This is a genomic window from Actinomadura madurae, assembly GCF_900115095.1.
GTDB lineage: Bacteria > Actinomycetota > Actinomycetes > Streptosporangiales > Streptosporangiaceae > Spirillospora > Spirillospora madurae.
In genome coordinates this window covers 104127-120601 of sequence record NZ_FOVH01000004.1, presented here as the reverse complement: position 1 = coordinate 120601, position 16475 = coordinate 104127, and the positions used below count along the sequence as shown (strand labels likewise).

Here is a 16475-nt window from a genome sequence, read left to right as displayed (position 1 = left end):
CCCAGGAGGTGGTCGCGATGACGTCTCAGCATCCTGAGCAGCAGGCCGAGCAGGGCGCCGACCAGCTTCCCGCGCAGACCGAGGAGGAGCGCCGGGAGCAGCCGATCGCGCGCAAGGGGATGTTCGGCGCGAAGACGACCGGCGACACGTCCGGCTACGGCGGCCTGGTCATCCGGCAGAGCCCGAAGGTGTCCGCGCAGCGCCCCTACGGCGGGCCCGGCGGCGCGGCCGAGGCCGGCGAGTTCGACGAGATCGCCGACGAGCTCGAAAGGGCGCTCGGCTCCCAGGGGGCGTCCGCGGAGAAGGCGGGCCCCGACTTCGGGGACGCGATCGAGCGGGTCGTCGTCGACCGCGGTGAGCTCACGTTCTTCGTCCGGCGCGAGCACCTGGCCGAGGTCGCCCGGACGATGCGCGACGAGCCGTCCCTGCGCTTCGAGCTGTGCTCCGGCGTGTCGGGCGTCCACTACCCGAAGGACGAGGGCGCCGAGCTGCACTCGGTCGTGCACCTGCTGTCGATCACGCACAACCGGCGCGTCCGGCTGGAGGCGACCTGCCCCGACGCCGACCCGCACGTCCCGTCGCTGGTGCCGGTGTACCCGACCGCCGACTGGCACGAGCGGGAGACCTACGACTTCTTCGGGATCGTCTACGACGGCCACCCGGCGCTCACGCGGATCGAGATGCCCGACGACTGGGTGGGGCATCCGCAGCGCAAGGACTACCCTCTCGGCGGCATCCCCGTCGAATACCGCGGGGCGGAGATCCCGCCGCCCGACGAAAGGCGGTCGTACGCATGAGCTCCACGAAGTACACCGAGTACGACGCCTACGCCGCGGAAGAGGCGGCCGAGGGCAAGGTCTTCGACGTCAACGGGCAGGACTGGGACCAGGTCGTCGCGGGCGCCGAGGACCTCGGCGACGAGCGGCTCGTCGTCAACATGGGCCCGCAGCACCCGTCCACGCACGGGGTGCTCCGGCTCATCCTGACGCTCGACGGTGAGACGGTGAACGAGGCCCGGGTGGGCATCGGGTACCTGCACACCGGCATCGAGAAGAACATGGAGTTCCGCACCTGGACGCAGGGCACCACGTTCTGCACCCGGATGGACTACCTGGCGCCGATCTTCAACGAGACGGCGTACTGCCTGAGCGTGGAGAAGCTGCTCGGCGTCACCGAGCAGGTCCCGGAGCGCGCCCAGATCATCCGCGTGATGATGATGGAGCTGAACCGGATCTCCTCGCACCTGGTCGCGATCGCCACGTTCGGGCTGGAGCTCGGCGCGACGACGGTCATGCTGAACGGCTTCATCGAGCGCGAGTACACCCTCGACCTGTTCGAGGAGATCACCGGGCTGCGGATGAACATGGCCTACGTCCGTCCGGGCGGGGTCGCGCAGGACCTGCCGAGCGGCGCGACCAGCAAGATCCGCGACTACCTGGACCGGATGCCGAAGCGGATCCAGGCGCTGCGCAAGCTGATGGACGCGAACCCGGTCTACCTGGCGCGGACGAAGGACGTCGCGTACCTGGACCTGACCGGCTGCACGGCCCTCGGGGTCACCGGCCCAGTCCTGCGCGCCACCGGTATCCCGTGGGACCTGCGCAAGTCGCAGCCCTACTGCGGCTACGAGACCTACGACTTCGAGGTCGCGACGCAGGACACCTGCGACGTGTACGGCCGCTACCTCGTCCGGATGGACGAGATGGAGGAGTCCCTGAAGATCGTCGAGCAGTGCCTGGACCGGCTGCAGTCGGCCAAGGGCCCGGTGATGATCGAGGACAAGAAGATCGGCTGGCCGGCGCAGCTCGCCATCGGCGCGGACGGCATGGGCAACTCGCCCCGGCACATCGCGCACATCATGGGCACCTCGATGGAGGCGCTGATCCACCACTTCAAGCTGGTGACGGAGGGCTTCCGGGTGCCGGCGGGGCAGGCGTACGCGCCGATCGAGTCGCCGCGCGGCGAGCTCGGCGCCCACGTGGTCAGCGACGGCGGCACCCGTCCGTACCGCGTCCACTTCCGCGAGCCGTCCTTCGTCAACCTGCAGGCCACCCCGGCGATGGCGGAGGGCGGTATGGTCGCCGACGTCATCGCAGCCGTGGCCAGCCTCGACCCGGTCATGGGAGGCGTGGACCGATGAGCATCGCACGGGGTCCGGCATGCGGCATGGTCGCACCTGCTGCCTTCGCCGCCGTGGCCAGCATCGACCCGGTCATGGGGGGAGTGGACCGATGACGTACGAACCGGAGATTCGGGAGCGGCTGGAGGCGGACGCCAAGGCGATCATCGGCCGCTACCCGCGGCCGAGGTCGGCGCTGCTGCCGCTGCTGCACCTGGTGCAGTCGGTGGAGGGGCACGTCACCGAGGACGGGATCGAGTTCTGCGCGGAGCAGCTCGGCATCACCCCGGCGCAGGTGAAGGGCGTCGCCACCTTCTACACGCAGTACAAGCACGCGCCGGTCGGCGACTACCACGTCGGCGTCTGCATCAACACGCTGTGCGCCATCATGGGCGGCGACCAGATCTGGAACGAGCTGAGCGAGCACACCGGGGTCGGGCACGACGAGGCCACCCCGGACGGCAAGGTCAGCCTGGAGCGGATCGAGTGCAACGCCGCCTGCGACTTCGCGCCGGTGATGATGGTCAACTGGGAGTTCTTCGACAACATGACTCCCGAGAAGGCGAAGCGGCTCGTCGACGACCTGCGCTCGGGTGAGCAAGTGCTTCCTTCACGCGGCGCGGAGCAGCTTGCCACCTGGAAGGAGGCGTCCCGCGTGCTCGCCGGGTTCCCGGACGGGCGCGCCGGCGAGGGCGTCCAGGCCGGGCCGGAGTCGCTGGTCGGCCTCAAGCTGGCGCAGGAGCGCGGGTGGTCGGCGCCGTCCGCCGAGACCGACCGCGAGCGCCCGGAGGAGCCGGTGAAGCCGGAGCAGATCTCCGCGCCGCCGCACGAGCCGGGCAAGCCCGTCCCCGGCGAGGCGAAGCCCGGAAGCCAGGAGGGACGGAACAAGTGACTACGCTGACCCCGATCCTCACCAGCAACTGGGATCAGGCCGACTCCTTCACCCGCGCGGGGTACGAGCGCGGCGGCGGCTACAAGGCGCTGCGCAAGGCCCTCGGCATGGAGCCGGACGAGATCGTCCAGGCGGTCAAGGACTCCGGCCTGCGCGGCCGCGGTGGCGCCGGCTTCCCCACCGGGATGAAGTGGGGCTTCCTGCCGCCGACGAGCCCGAACCCGCGCTACCTGGTGGTGAACGCGGACGAGTCCGAGCCGGGCACGTGCAAGGACATCCCGCTGATGATGGCCAACCCGCACGTGCTCGTCGAGGGCATCGTCATCAGCTCCTACGCGATCAGGTCGAACGTCGCGTTCATCTACGTCCGCGGCGAGGTGCTGCACGTCATCCGCCGCCTCCACCAGGCGGTGGCGGAGGCGTACGAGGCCGGCTACCTCGGCAAGGACATCCTCGGGTCCGGCTACGACCTGGACGTCGTCGTCCACAGCGGCGCCGGGGCCTACATCTGCGGCGAGGAGACGGCGCTGCTGGACTCCCTTGAGGGGTTCCGCGGTCAGCCCAGGCTGAAGCCTCCCTTCCCGGCCGTGGCGGGCCTGTACGGCGGGCCCACCGTCATCAACAACGTCGAGTCGATCTCGTCGGTTCCCTCGATCATCGGGAACGGCCCGGAGTGGTTCGCCGCGATGGGCACCGAGAAGTCCCAGGGATTCGGGATCTTCTCGCTGTCCGGGCACGTCACCCGGCCCGGCCAGTACGAGGCGCCGCTCGGCATCACGCTGCGGGAGCTGCTCGACATGGCGGGCGGCGTCCGGGAGGGCCACCGGCTGAAGTTCTGGACGCCCGGCGGGTCGTCCACGCCGATCTTCACCGAGGAGCACCTGGACGTGCCGCTGGACTTCGAGTCCGTCGGCGCCGCCGGGTCCATGCTCGGCACCCGCGCCCTGCAGATCTTCGACGAGACGACCTGCGTCGTCCGGGCCGTGCTGCGCTGGTCGGAGTTCTACGCGCACGAGTCGTGCGGCAAGTGCACGCCGTGCCGCGAGGGCACCTACTGGTACAAGCTCATGCTGAAGCGGCTGGAGGCCGGCCAGGGCACCGAGGAGGACCTGGAGACCCTGCTGGACATCTCCGACAACATCCTCGGCCGCGCGTTCTGCGCCCTCGGCGACGGCGCGACCAGCCCCGTCGTCTCGTCCATCAAGCTGTTCCGGGACGAGTACCTCCGGCACTTCGAGCAGGGCGCCTGCCCCTTCGACCCGGCCGAGTCCACCCTCTGGGGAGGTGCCAAGTGACCGTCACCGACGACAAGGCGGCGGTGGAGAAGGTCGAGATGGTCTCCTGCACCATCGACGGCTTCGAGATCGAGGTGCCCAAGGGCACGCTGATCATCCGGGCCGCCGAGCTGCTCGGCATCCAGATCCCCCGGTTCTGCGAGCATCCGCTGCTCGACCCGATCGGCGCCTGCCGGCAGTGCCTGGTGGAGATCCCCGACGCCGGGAACGGCCGCGGGATGCCGAAGCCGCAGGCGTCCTGCACCACCGCCGTGATGCCGGGCATGGTCGTCAAGACCCAGCTCACCTCGCCGGTGGCCGACAAGGCCCAGCACGGCATCATGGAGTTCCTGCTCATCAACCACCCGCTGGACTGCCCGATCTGCGACAAGGGCGGCGAGTGCCCGCTGCAGAACCAGGCGATGTCCAACGGGCGCGGCGAGACGCGGTTCACCGAGACCAAGCGGACCTGGCCGAAGCCGCTCCCGCTGTCCAGCCAGGTGCTGCTCGACCGGGAGCGGTGCATCCAGTGCACCCGCTGCACCCGGTTCTCCGAGCAGATCGCCGGCGACCCGTTCATCGACCTGTTCGCCCGGGGCGCGAAGGAGGAGGTCGGGACCGCCGACGGCAACCCGTTCCACTCCTACTTCTCCGGCAACACCGTGCAGATCTGCCCGGTGGGCGCGCTGACCGGCACCGCGTACCGGTTCCGGTCCCGGCCGTTCGACCTCGTGTCGCAGCCGAGCGTCTGCGAGCACTGCGCGTCCGGCTGCTCGCTGCGCACCGACCACCGGCGCGGGAAGGTCACGCGGCGGCTGGCGGGGGACGACCCGCAGGTCAACGAGGAGTGGAACTGCGACAAGGGCCGCTGGGCCTTCACCTACGCGACGCGGCCCGACCGCCTCACCCACCCGCTCGTCCGCAACGAGGACGGCGTGCTGGAGACGGCGTCGTGGCCGGAGGCGCTCACGATCGCGGCGCGCGGCCTCGCCGGGGCGCGCGGCTCCGCCGGTGTGCTGGCCGGCGGCCGCGTCACCCTTGAGGACGCCTACGCCTACGCCAAGTTCGCCCGGATCGCGCTCGGCACCAACGACGTCGACTTCCGGGCCCGCCCGCTGTCGGACGAGGAGTCGCGGTTCCTCGCCTCGTCCGTGGCGGGACGCTCCATCGAGGTGTCGTACTCCGACCTGGAGAAGGCGCCGGTCGTCCTCCTCGCCGGCCTGGAGCCGGAGGAGGAGTCGCCGATCGTGTTCCTGCGGCTCCGCAAGGCGTTCCGCAAGAACCGGCTCCCGGTGTACGCCGCCGCGCCGTTCGCGACGCGCGGGCTGGCGAAGCTCGGCGGCACGCTGCTGCCGACGGCGCCCGGCGCGGAGGCCGAGACTCTCGGCTCGCTCATCGGCGACGACGACCGCGCCGACGTCCGGACGCTGCTGGAGACGCCCGGCGCCGTCATCCTGGTCGGCGAGCGGCTCGCCACCAGCCCCGGCGCCCTCACCTCGGCGGTCCGGGTGGCGCAGGTCACCGGCGCCAGGCTGGCGTGGGTGCCGCGCCGGGCCGGGGAGCGCGGCGCGATCGAGGCCGGGGCGCTGCCCGGGCTGCTGCCGATCGGCCGTCCGGTCACCGACCCGGAGGCGCGCGCCGAGGTCGCCCGCGCGTGGGGCGTCGCGGAGCTGCCCACCGGGCCCGGCGAGGACACCGCGGGCATCATCGCGGCGGCGGCGCAGGGGCGGCGCGGCGCGCTGCTCGTCGGCGGCGTCGACCCCTACGACCTCCCCGACCCGGAGGCGATGCTGAAAGCGCTTGAGGCCGCCCCGTTCGTGGTGAGCCTGGAGCAGCGGCCGAGCGCGGTCACCGACCGCGCCGACGTCGTCCTGCCGGTCGCGGCGGTCGCGGAGAAGTCCGGGACGTTCGTCGACTGGGAGGGCCGCGGCCGGCCGTTCGACGTCGTGCTGAAGTCGTCCGGGCGGATGTCGGACCTGCGGGTCCTGCAGGCGCTCGCCGACGAGATGGACGTCCACCTGGGCCTGCCCGGACCGGACGCCGCGCGCCGCGAGCTGACCGCACTCGGCGCCCACCGCGGCACCCGCCCGGACGCGCCGGACGTGGCGCAGCCGCTGCCGCCGCACCCCGAGCAGGGCGAGGCGCTGCTCGCGACGTGGCGGCTGCTGCTGGACCGGGGCCGCCTCCAGGACGGCGAGCCGTTCCTCGCGGGCACCGCCAAGGCCGCGGTCGCCCGGCTGTCGCCCGCGACGGCCGCGGAGATCGGCGCGACCGGGGCGGTGACGGTGTCGGCGCCGCGCGGCGAGGTCACGCTCCCGCTGGAGATCACCCCCGACCTGCCCGACCGGGTGGTGTGGCTGCCGACGGACTCGGCCGGCTGCGCGCTGTACCGGGACCTGGGCGCGGCCGCCGGCGGCATCGTCAAGATCGCGAGCGGGACGCTCGCGAGCGCGCACGGGAACGCTGGAGGTGCCGAATGAGCCCGCTCCCCGCCGCCGTCCCGGCCGGGCCCCTGGCCGCGCCCGCGGCCGACCCCGCGCTGGAGGGCTTCGGCACCGACCCGTGGTGGCTGATCGGCGGCAAGGTCCTCGCCATCTTCGTGTTCCTCGTCGTGACCGTGCTGATGACGATGTGGATCGAGCGGCGGATCATCGGCCGGATGCAGCTGCGCGTCGGCCCGAACCGCGCCGGGCCCTTCGGCCTGCTGCAGGGCCTCGCCGACGGCGTCAAGCTGGCGCTGAAGGAGGACATCGTCCCCCGCCAGGTGGACAAGATCGTGTTCATCCTCGCGCCGGTGATGGCGGCCGTCCCGGCGTTCATCTCGTTCATCATCATCCCGTTCGGGCCGCGCGTGTCGGTCTTCGGGCACGAGACGGCGTTGCAGGGCACCGACCTTCCGGTCGCGGTGCTGCTCGTCCTCGCGATGTCGTCGATGGCGATCTACGGCATCGTGCTGGCCGGCTGGTCGTCGATGTCGCCGTACTCGTTGCTCGGCGGGCTCCGCTCGTCCGCGCAGATGATCTCCTACGAGATCGCCATGGGCCTGTCGTTCGTCGCGGTGTTCATGTTCGCGGGCTCGATGTCCACCTCGCAGATCGTCGCGGCGCAGCAGGACAAGTGGTTCGTGGTGCTGCTCGCGCCGTCCTTCGTCGTGTACGTGATCACGATGATGGGCGAGTCGAACCGCATCCCGTTCGACCTGCCCGAGGGCGAGGGCGAGCTGGTCGGCGGCTTCCACACCGAGTACTCGTCGCTGAAGTTCGCGATGTTCTTCCTCGCGGAGTACATCAACCTCGCGACGCTGTCGGCGCTCGCCACCACGATGTTCCTCGGCGGCTGGCGCGCTCCCGCGCCGATCTCCACGGTCTGGGCCGGCGCCAACTCCGGCTGGTGGCCGGTGCTGTGGTTCCTGGTCAAGATCTTCGTGTTCATCTTCTTCTTCATCTGGCTGCGCGGCACGCTGCCGCGCGTCCGCTACGACCAGCTGATGAAGCTCGGCTGGAAGGTGCTGATGCCCTTCTCGCTCGGCTGGATCCTGCTGGTCGCGACCATCCGCGCGCTGCGCAACGACGGCTACGACATGCGGCAGATCGTCATCGTCGCCGCCGTGGCCGCCGCGGTCGTGCTGGTCGCCACGGTGATCTGGGAGATGTTCCGCGGCGAGGACGACAAGGAGATCGTCCCGGGCGCCGCGGCGGGGACGCGGACCGACCCGGCCGCGGGCGGGTTCCCCGTGCCGCCGATGGACGCGCCCCACTACCACGGCCGCGCCCGGGAGCCGCGCGGGCAGGCCACGATCGAAAACCCTCCCGAGGAGGTCACCAGTGGGACTCACTGATTTCCTGAACCCGGTCAAGGGGTTCGGGGTCTCGTTCCACCAGATGTTCATGAAGAGCGAGACCGTTCAGTACCCCGAGGTGAAGAAGCCGACGGCGCCGCGCTTCCACGGCCGCCACCAGCTCAACCGGTGGCCGGACGGCCTGGAGAAGTGCATCGGCTGCGAGCTGTGCGCGTGGGCGTGCCCCGCTGACGCGATCTTCGTCGAGGGCGCCGACAACACCGCGGACGAGCGGTACTCGCCCGGCGAGCGGTACGGCCGCACCTACCAGATCAACTATCTGCGGTGCATCCTGTGCGGGCTCTGCATCGAGGCGTGCCCCACCCGGGCGCTGACGATGACCAACGAGTACGAGCTCGCCGACGACAGCCGCGAGAGCCTCATCTACACCAAGGAGATGCTGCTGGCGCCGCTGCGCGAGGGCATGGAGGCGCCGCCGCACGAGATGCGGCTCGGCGACACCGAGGAGGACTACTACCGCCTCGGCCTCCAGTCCGAAGACGCGCACGTTTCTCCCGAGGGGGGACGACCCCCCACGCCCCCCGGAGCGCCTTCGGCTCCGAACGTTCCCTCTGAGGGCGGCGGGCGCGCCAGCGTCGACCAGGCCGTCAAGCGGGAGAAGGCGCGCAAGGGCGGTGAGCGGAAATGACGCCGTCCCTGGCTGGCGCGCACGTCCTCGCGGCCGACGTCGCCGACAAGCAGTCGGGCGAGCCGTTCTTCTTCTGGCTGCTCGCCGTCGTGTCGGTCCTCGCCGCGCTCGGCATGATCCTCATGCGGAAGGCGGTGCACTCGGCGCTGCTGCTCGCGACCGTGATGCTCTGCCTCGCCGCGCTGTACGCGATCCAGAACGCGCCGTTCCTGGCGTTCGTGCAGGTGATCGTCTACACCGGCGCGGTGCTGATGCTGTTCCTGTTCGTGCTGATGCTCGTCGGGGTCAGTTCCACCGACTCCCTGGTGGAGACGATCCGGGGCCAGCGCTTCTGGGCGGTGATCGCCGCGGTCGGCTTCATCGTCCTGCTGACGGTCGGGCTCGGCAACGCCGCGCTCGGCGACTCGGCCGGCCTGAACCAGGCCAACGCCGAGGGCAACGTGGTCGGCCTGGCCCGGCTGCTGTTCTCCAAGTACGTGTTCGCGTTCGAGGCGACCAGCGCCCTGCTGATCACCGCGGCGCTCGGCGCGATGGTGCTGGCGCACCGGGAGCGCACCGAGCCGAAGGCGACGCAGCGGGACCTGTCCAAGGCGCGGTTCCTGTCCGGCGACCACCCGGGCCCGCTACCCGGCCCCGGCACCTACGCCCGGCACAACGCCGTCGACATGCCGGCGCTGCTGCCGGACGGGACGCCGTCGGAGCTGTCGGTCAACCCGGTCATCGCCGCCCGCACCGACACCGCGGAGCGGCACGCCGACCTGTTCGGCGGCACCGAGGAGGAGGCCCTCGAACGGGACGTGGCCGCGGTCAAGGCGGCCACCGAAGAGGCCGAGGACGCCGACGCCGAGTCGCGCTCGGTCAAGTCGGGGTCGCCGGCCGCGGGCGGCGGCGCGAGTGAAGGCGAGGCTGGTCAATGAGTCCGGGGCACTACCTGGCGCTCTCGGCGATCCTGTTCACCATCGGAGCGCTCGGCGTCCTCGTGCGGCGCAACGCGATCGTGGTGTTCATGTGCGTCGAGCTCATGCTGAACGCGACGAACCTCGCGTTCGTCTCGTTCTCCCGCATGCACGGCAACCTGGACGGCCAGATCATCGCGTTCTTCGTGATGGTGGTGGCCGCGGCGGAGGTCGTGGTGGGCCTGGCGATCATCATGACCATCTTCCGGACCCGCAGGTCCTCGTCGGTCGACGACGCGAACCTGCTGAAGTACTGAGAGGCCTGGGATGAAAGCGGAAGGCGTCCAGGCCGCGTCCTGGCTCCTCATCGCGCTCCCGCTCGCGGGCGCCGCGATCCTCCTGCTGGGAGGGAGGCGCACCGACAAGTGGGGCCACCTGCTCGGCGCCGCGATGTCGGTCGCGTCGTTCGCGGTCGGCGTCGCGATGTTCGCGCAGATGATCGGGTACGACGCCGAGGAGCGGCGCCGCACCCTGCACCTGTGGGACTTCATCGACGTCGGCACGTTCAAGATCGGCATGGACCTGCTGGTGGACCCGCTGTCCATCAGCTTCGTGCTGTTGATCACCGGGGTGGGCTCGCTCATCCACATCTACTCGATCGGCTACATGGCCGACGACCCCGACCGGCGGCGGTTCTTCGCCTACCTGAACCTGTTCGTCGCGGCGATGCTGCTGCTCGTGCTGGGGAACAACTTCCTGATCCTGTTCCTCGGCTGGGAGGGCGTCGGCCTCGCCTCGTACCTGCTCATCGGGTTCTGGCAGCACAAGCCGACCGCGGCGACCGCGGCGAAGAAGGCGTTCGTCGTCAACCGCGTCGGCGACATGGGGCTGATCATCGCGATCGCGCTGATCTTCGCCACCTTCGGCACCATCGACTTCGGGCCGGTCCTCGGCACCGGCGCCGAGCACGCGGGCCTCGCGTCCCAGCTCGGCACCGGCACCGCCACCGCGATCGGGCTGCTGCTCCTGCTCGGTGCCTGCGGCAAGTCGGCGCAGCTCCCGCTGCAGTCCTGGCTGCTGGACGCGATGGAGGGCCCGACCCCGGTGTCGGCCCTCATCCACGCGGCGACGATGGTGACCGCGGGCGTGTACCTCATCGTCCGGTCCGGGCCGATCTTCGAGATGTCCGACACCGCGCAGCTCGTGGTGACGATCGTCGGCGCGGCCACGCTGCTCGCCGGTGCGATCATCGGGTGCGGCAAGGACGACATCAAGAAGGCCCTCGCCGGGTCGACGATGTCGCAGATCGGCTACATGCACCTCGCCGCGGGCCTCGGCAAGCCCGGCTACGTCTTCGCCATCGCGCACCTCATCGCGCACGGCTTCTTCAAGGCGGGCCTGTTCCTCGGCGCCGGCTCGGTCATGCACGGCATGAAGGACGACGTGAACATGCGCCACTACGGCGCGCTCCGCTCGGTGATGGCGATCACCTACGCGACGTTCGGGCTCGGGTACCTCGCCATCATCGGGTTCCCCGGCCTGTCCGGCTGGTTCACCAAGGACGGCATCATCGAGGCCGCCTACGACAAGGGCGGCACGTCCGGGATGATCCTCGGCTCGTGCGCGCTCGTCGGCGCCGGCATCACCGCGTACTACATGTCGCGCGTCATGTTCATGACGTTCTTCGGTGAGAAGCGCTGGGAGGACGACGTCCACCCGCACGAGTCGCCGGCCGTCATGACGTGGCCGCTGATCCTGCTGGCCCTCGGGTCCGTCTTCGCGGGCGGCTACCTCGTCCTCGGCCCGTTCGCCCACTTCCTCGAACCGGTCGTCGGCGCGCCCGAGCACGAGCACGAGTTCCAGCCGCTCGCCGCCCCGGGCATCGCCACCTTCGTGCTGATGATCGTCGGCGCGGGGATCGCCTGGGTGCAGTACGGGAGCCGGAAGGTGCCGCGCGAGGCGCCCAAGGGGTCCTTCGTCACCGTCGCGGCCCGCAAGGACCTCTACGGCGACGCGCTCAACGAGTCGCTGCTGATGCGCCCCGGCCAGTGGCTGACCCGGCTCGCGGTCTGGTTCGACGGGCGCGGCGTCGACGGCGCCGTGAACGGCACGGCCGCCGGGGTCGGCGGCAGCTCCGGCCGGCTCCGGCGCGTCCAGACCGGCTTCGCCCGCTCCTATGCCCTGTCGATGCTCGGCGGCGCCGCCCTCGTGGTGGCGGCGCTCCTGGTGGTGAACGTGTCATGAGCGACTTTCCCTGGCTGAGCGTCCTCATCGCGCTGCCACTCGCCGGCGCGGTGCTGCTCAGCGTCATCCCGCGCGAGCGGGAGGCGCTGGTCAAGCAGTTCGCGCTCGGCGTCTCCCTCGTCGTCGCCGCCCTCGCCGGCGTCATGGCGGCGGGCTTCGACGCGGGCGGCGACCGGTTCCAGTTCACCGAGAAGTACTGGTGGATCAAGGAGTTCGGGGTCCACTGGGCGGTCGGCGTCGACGGCGTCGCGCTGGTGATGATCCTGCTGTCGGTGATCCTCGTCCCGCTGGTCATGCTGGCGTCCTGGAGCGAGGCCGACCGGTCCGGCGGGGTGGACGTCCCCGCGAAGCGGTCGCTGAAGACCTACTTCGCGCTGCTGCTGTCGCTGGAAGCGGCCATGATCGGCGTCTTCGCGGCGACCGACGTGTTCCTCTTCTACGTCTTCTTCGAGGCGATGCTCATCCCGGTGTACTTCATCATCGGGTACTACGGCGGCGCCCAGCGCTCCTACGCGGCGGTCAAGTTCCTGCTGTACTCGCTGTTCGGCGGCCTGCTGATGCTCGTCGCCGTCATCTGGCTGTACCCGCTGTCGGCGAAGTCCGTCGACGAGGGCGGCCTCGGGCACGGCACGTTCATGTTCGACGAGCTGTCGACGATGAACATCGACCCGACGACGGCCAAGTGGCTGTTCCTCGGCTTCTTCGTCGCGTTCGCGATCAAGGCGCCGATGGTGCCGGTGCACACCTGGCTGCCGGACGCGGCGCAGCAGTCCCCGACCGGCGCGCTGGTGCTGATCGTCGGCGTCCTGGACAAGGTCGGCACGTACGGCATGCTCCGGTTCTGCCTGGAGCTGTTCCCCGGCGCCGCGAAGTGGGCCACCCCGGTCGTCCTCGCGTTCGCGGTGCTGAGCATCATCTACGGCGCGATCCTCGCGATCGGCCAGGTCGACATGAAGCGCCTCATCGCCTACACGTCGGTGTCGCACTTCGGCTTCATCGTCCTCGGCATCTTCGCGATGACGTCGCAGGGCCAGTCCGGCGCCGCGCTCTACATGGTGAACCACGGGTTCTCCACCGGCGCGCTGTTCCTCATCGTCGGCTTCCTCATCGTCCGGCGGAAGTCGGCGCGGATCGCCGACTACGGCGGCGTGCAGAAGGCGGCGCCCGTGCTCGCCGGGACGTTCCTGATCGCCGGCCTGTCCGGGCTGTCGCTGCCGGGCCTGTCCACCTTCGTGTCGGAGTTCCTCGTCATCGTCGGCACGTTCAGCACCCACCGGTGGGCGGCGGTCCTCGCGGTCAGCGGCGTCGTGCTCGCCGCCATCTACATCCTGTGGATGTACCAGCGGACCATGGGCGGCCCGAAGGCGCCCGCGGTCGAGGGCATGAAGGACCTGTCCGCCCGGGAGAAGTGGGCGATCGCCCCGATCATCGCGATCATCGTCGCGATGGGCCTCTTCCCGCAGCCGGTGCTGCACGTGATCAACCCGTCCGTGGACCACACGCTGGCCCGCGTCGACAAGCGCGATCCGGCGCCGGACATCACCGGTAACGTCGCCGAGAACGGAGCCCGTCCATGAGCACCACCAGTCAGGTGAGCGGCGTCCTCGCCCAAGGGGGTGACATCCCCGCGCCGCACATCGAGTACGGGCAGATCGGCCCGCTGCTGCTGGTCCTCGGCGCCGCCGTCGTGGGCGTGCTCGTCGAGGCGTTCGTCGGCCGGAGGGGCCGGTACTGGACGCAGGTGCCGGTCGCGTTCCTCGGCCTCGCCGGCGGGTTCGTCTGGACGATCCTCCTGGCGTGGCGCGACGACCCGCACCACGTCGCCGCCGAGGGCGCGCTCGGCGTGGACGGCCCCACCCTGTTCATCCAGGGCACCATCCTGGTGCTGGCGCTGGTCAGCACGCTGCTGATCGCCGAGCGGGGGGACGGCCGCGCCGCCGGCGGGCACTTCGCCGCGCAGGCGTCCGCCCTGCCCGGCAGCGAGGCCGAGCAGCGCACCACCGCGGCCGGGTTCACCCAGACCGAGGTGTTCCCGCTGATGATGTTCGCGGTCGGCGGCATGATGATGTTCCCGGCCGCCAACGACCTCCTCACGATGTTCGTGGCGCTGGAGGTCATGTCGCTGCCGCTGTACCTGCTGTGCGGGCTCGCCCGCCGGCGGCGCCTCCTCTCCCAGGAGGCGGCGGTGAAGTACTTCCTGCTCGGCGCGTTCTCCTCGGCGTTCTTCCTCTACGGCGCCGCGCTGCTGTACGGGTACGCCGGGTCGGTGCGGCTGTCGGACATCTCCGCGCAGATCGGCAAGGACGCCGGCAGCGAGACCATGCTCCTCGCGGGCGTCGCGCTGCTGTCGGTCGGGCTGCTGTTCAAGCTCGGCGGCGTCCCGTTCCACATGTGGAAGCCGGACGTCTACCAGGGCGCCCCCACCCCGATCACGGCGCTGATGGCGTCCTGCACCGTCGTCGCCGCGTTCGGCGGGATCCTGCGCGTCTACTACGTCGCGTTCGAGACGCTGCGCTGGGACTGGCAGCCCGTCATGTGGGGTGTGGCCATTCTCACCATGGTCGCCGGGTCGATCATCGCGATCACGCAGACCGACATCAAGCGGATGCTGGCCTACTCCTCGGTCGCGCACGCGGGCTTCCTGCTCATGGGCGTGATCGCCAGCTCCCCGGACGGCCTGTCCAGCACCATGTTCTACCTGGTCGCCTACGGCTTCACCTCGGTCGGCGCGTTCGCCGTCGTCACGATGGTCCGGGACGCGGGCGGCGAGGCCGGGCACCTGTCCCGCTGGGCGGGCCTCGGCAAGCGCTCCCCGGTCGTTGCGGGCGTGTTCGCGTTCTTCCTCCTGGCGTTCGCCGGCATCCCGCTCACCAGCGGGTTCACCGGCAAGTTCGCGGTGTTCAAGGCGGCCGTGGAAGGGGACGCGACGCCCCTGGTGATCGTCGCGGTCGTCTCCTCCGCCGTCGCCGCGTTCTTCTACGTCCGTGTGATCGTCGTCATGTTCTTCAGCGAGCCGGACGCCGAGGGCCCGGTCGTGGTGGCCGGCCCGGCGACCGCGGTCGCGGTGGCCCTCGGCGTGACGGCTACTGTGGTACTCGGCGTGATCCCGCAGCCCGTCCTGGACCTCGCGGGGACCGCCACGACCCACATGTTCGTCCGGTAGGGAGTCTTGGGTGAGCAACCCATCCGCTGAGAAGCCCGGCGGGCCGGCCTTCGAGGAGACCGGCCCGTTCGGGCTTCCCGTCGACGCCGCCCTCGCGGCCGACGCCAAGGAGCGCCTGGCCGCCGTCGAGACCCTCCTCCAGGAGTGCGTGCGCGGCGAGGACCCGCTGCTCACCGAGGCCTCACGGCACCTCGTCGAGGCGGGCGGCAAGCGGTTCCGGCCGATGCTGGTGCTGCTGGCCTCCCACTTCGGCGACCCGTCCGCCCTGGGCGTCGTCCCCGCCGCCGTCGTCGTCGAGCTCACCCACCTCGGCACCCTCTACCACGACGACGTCATGGACGAGGCGACCGTCCGCCGCGGCCAGCAGTCGGCCAACTCCCGCTGGACGAACACCGTCGCGATCCTCACCGGCGACTACCTGTTCGCCCGCGCATCCGACCTGCTCGCCGACCTCGGCCCCGAGGCCGTCCGCATCCAGGCCCGCGCGTTCGCCCGCCTCGTCCGCGGCCAGATCCAGGAGACCGTCGGCCCCACCCCCGACGCCGACCCCCTCAAGCACTATCTGCAGGTCGTCGCCGACAAGACCGCGTCCCTCATCGCCGTCTCCGGCCAGTTCGGCGCCCTGCTCGCCGGCGCCCCCGCGCACGTCGTCGACACCGTCACCTCGGCCTGCGAGAAGATCGGCATCGCCTTCCAGCTCTCCGACGACATCCTCGACATCGCCTCCGAGACCGAGGAGTCCGGCAAGACCCCCGGCACCGACCTCCGCGAGGGCATCCGCACCCTCCCGATGCACCACGTCCTCGCGGGCATCTCCTCGGGCCCCGACGACGCCCGCCTCCGCGAGCTCCTCACCCAGGACCTCACGGACGACGCCCTCCACACCGAGGCCCTCACCCTCCTGCGCGCCCACCCCGCCATGGACCGCGCCCGCGCCGACCTCCGCCGCTGGGCCGAGGACGCCCGCACCGAACTCCTCACCCTCCCCGAAATCCCCGCCCGCCAGTCCCTCACAAACCTCTGCGACTACGTAATAACCCGAACCGGCTAACCCCCGGCCACATCCCCACGCGCGCCGCGCCATCGCGCAGGCCCGTGTCTTCGCAGGCAGCCACGAGACGGCCCGCGCCACTGTGCGGCCGGTGCCCATCGTGCAGGGCGCGTCGCTCCACCCGCCACATCGCTGCCTGGGCGACGTCACCAGGCGGGCTGTGCGACTGCGCGAGGCACGTCGCCTGTGGACGCGGGCCACGCAATCAGGAGCGCCGCGACATCGCGGGGGCTTAGTAGTACGCGGGTCGTGTGACTACGCGGGCCTTGTGACTGCGCGGGCCTTGTGACTGCGCGGGCCTTGTGACTGCGCGGGCCTTGTGACTGCGCGGGCCTTGTGACTGCGCGGG

The 16475-nt window shown here is 70.8% G+C and carries 13 protein-coding genes; all 13 read left to right on the top strand.

What is annotated here, in order from left to right; genetic code table 11:
• The first annotated feature begins 17 nt into the window (after window positions 1-17).
• Window positions 18-797 carry an NADH-quinone oxidoreductase subunit C gene (locus BM339_RS13345; RefSeq protein ID WP_021593183.1) on the top strand — a complete coding sequence of 260 codons (780 nt, stop codon included), beginning with the start codon at window positions 18-20 and terminating at the stop codon, window positions 795-797.
• On the top strand, window positions 794-2140 hold the full coding sequence (locus BM339_RS13340) for an NADH-quinone oxidoreductase subunit D (protein WP_021593184.1): 1347 nt from the start codon (window positions 794-796) through the stop codon (window positions 2138-2140). The genes BM339_RS13345 and BM339_RS13340 overlap by 4 nt, the downstream gene beginning before the upstream one ends.
• Window positions 2141-2231: 91 nt before the next feature.
• Complete coding sequence (gene nuoE, locus BM339_RS13335; RefSeq protein WP_075021024.1) at window positions 2232-3011, top strand: NADH-quinone oxidoreductase subunit NuoE; 780 nt, start codon at window positions 2232-2234, stop codon at window positions 3009-3011.
• Complete coding sequence (gene nuoF, locus BM339_RS13330) at window positions 3008-4306, top strand: NADH-quinone oxidoreductase subunit NuoF (protein ID WP_021593186.1); 1299 nt, start codon at window positions 3008-3010, stop codon at window positions 4304-4306. Before nuoE ends, nuoF begins: the two co-directional genes overlap by 4 nt.
• Window positions 4303-6765: an NADH-quinone oxidoreductase subunit G gene (locus BM339_RS13325; RefSeq protein WP_075021023.1), complete on the top strand. Its 2463-nt coding sequence runs from the start codon at window positions 4303-4305 to the stop codon at window positions 6763-6765. The genes nuoF and BM339_RS13325 overlap by 4 nt, the downstream gene beginning before the upstream one ends.
• Window positions 6762-8123: an NADH-quinone oxidoreductase subunit NuoH gene (gene nuoH, locus BM339_RS13320; RefSeq protein WP_075021022.1), complete on the top strand. Its 1362-nt coding sequence runs from the start codon at window positions 6762-6764 to the stop codon at window positions 8121-8123. The genes BM339_RS13325 and nuoH overlap by 4 nt, the downstream gene beginning before the upstream one ends.
• Before the next feature lie 43 nt (window positions 8124-8166).
• Window positions 8167-8772, top strand: coding sequence for an NADH-quinone oxidoreductase subunit NuoI (gene nuoI, locus BM339_RS13315; RefSeq protein ID WP_420883409.1), 606 nt, complete (start codon window positions 8167-8169; stop codon window positions 8770-8772).
• Complete coding sequence (locus BM339_RS13310; protein WP_021593190.1) at window positions 8769-9689, top strand: NADH-quinone oxidoreductase subunit J; 921 nt, start codon at window positions 8769-8771, stop codon at window positions 9687-9689. Before nuoI ends, BM339_RS13310 begins: the two co-directional genes overlap by 4 nt.
• Entirely contained in the window at window positions 9686-9985 is a 300-nt protein-coding gene (nuoK, locus tag BM339_RS13305) for an NADH-quinone oxidoreductase subunit NuoK (protein ID WP_021593191.1), read from the top strand. The genes BM339_RS13310 and nuoK overlap by 4 nt, the downstream gene beginning before the upstream one ends.
• Window positions 9986-9995: 10 nt before the next feature.
• On the top strand, window positions 9996-11912 hold the full coding sequence (nuoL, locus tag BM339_RS13300; RefSeq protein ID WP_075021020.1) for an NADH-quinone oxidoreductase subunit L: 1917 nt from the start codon (window positions 9996-9998) through the stop codon (window positions 11910-11912).
• Complete coding sequence (locus BM339_RS13295) at window positions 11909-13489, top strand: NADH-quinone oxidoreductase subunit M (RefSeq protein ID WP_021593193.1); 1581 nt, start codon at window positions 11909-11911, stop codon at window positions 13487-13489. The genes nuoL and BM339_RS13295 overlap by 4 nt, the downstream gene beginning before the upstream one ends.
• Entirely contained in the window at window positions 13486-15075 is a 1590-nt protein-coding gene (nuoN, locus tag BM339_RS13290) for an NADH-quinone oxidoreductase subunit NuoN (RefSeq protein WP_021593194.1), read from the top strand. The genes BM339_RS13295 and nuoN overlap by 4 nt, the downstream gene beginning before the upstream one ends.
• A 10-nt stretch (window positions 15076-15085) precedes the next feature.
• The gene (locus BM339_RS13285; protein WP_021593195.1) at window positions 15086-16126 is read left to right on the top strand and encodes a polyprenyl synthetase family protein; all 1041 of its coding nucleotides are present in this window, start codon (window positions 15086-15088) and stop codon (window positions 16124-16126) included.
• The last annotated feature ends 349 nt before the right edge of the window (window positions 16127-16475 follow it).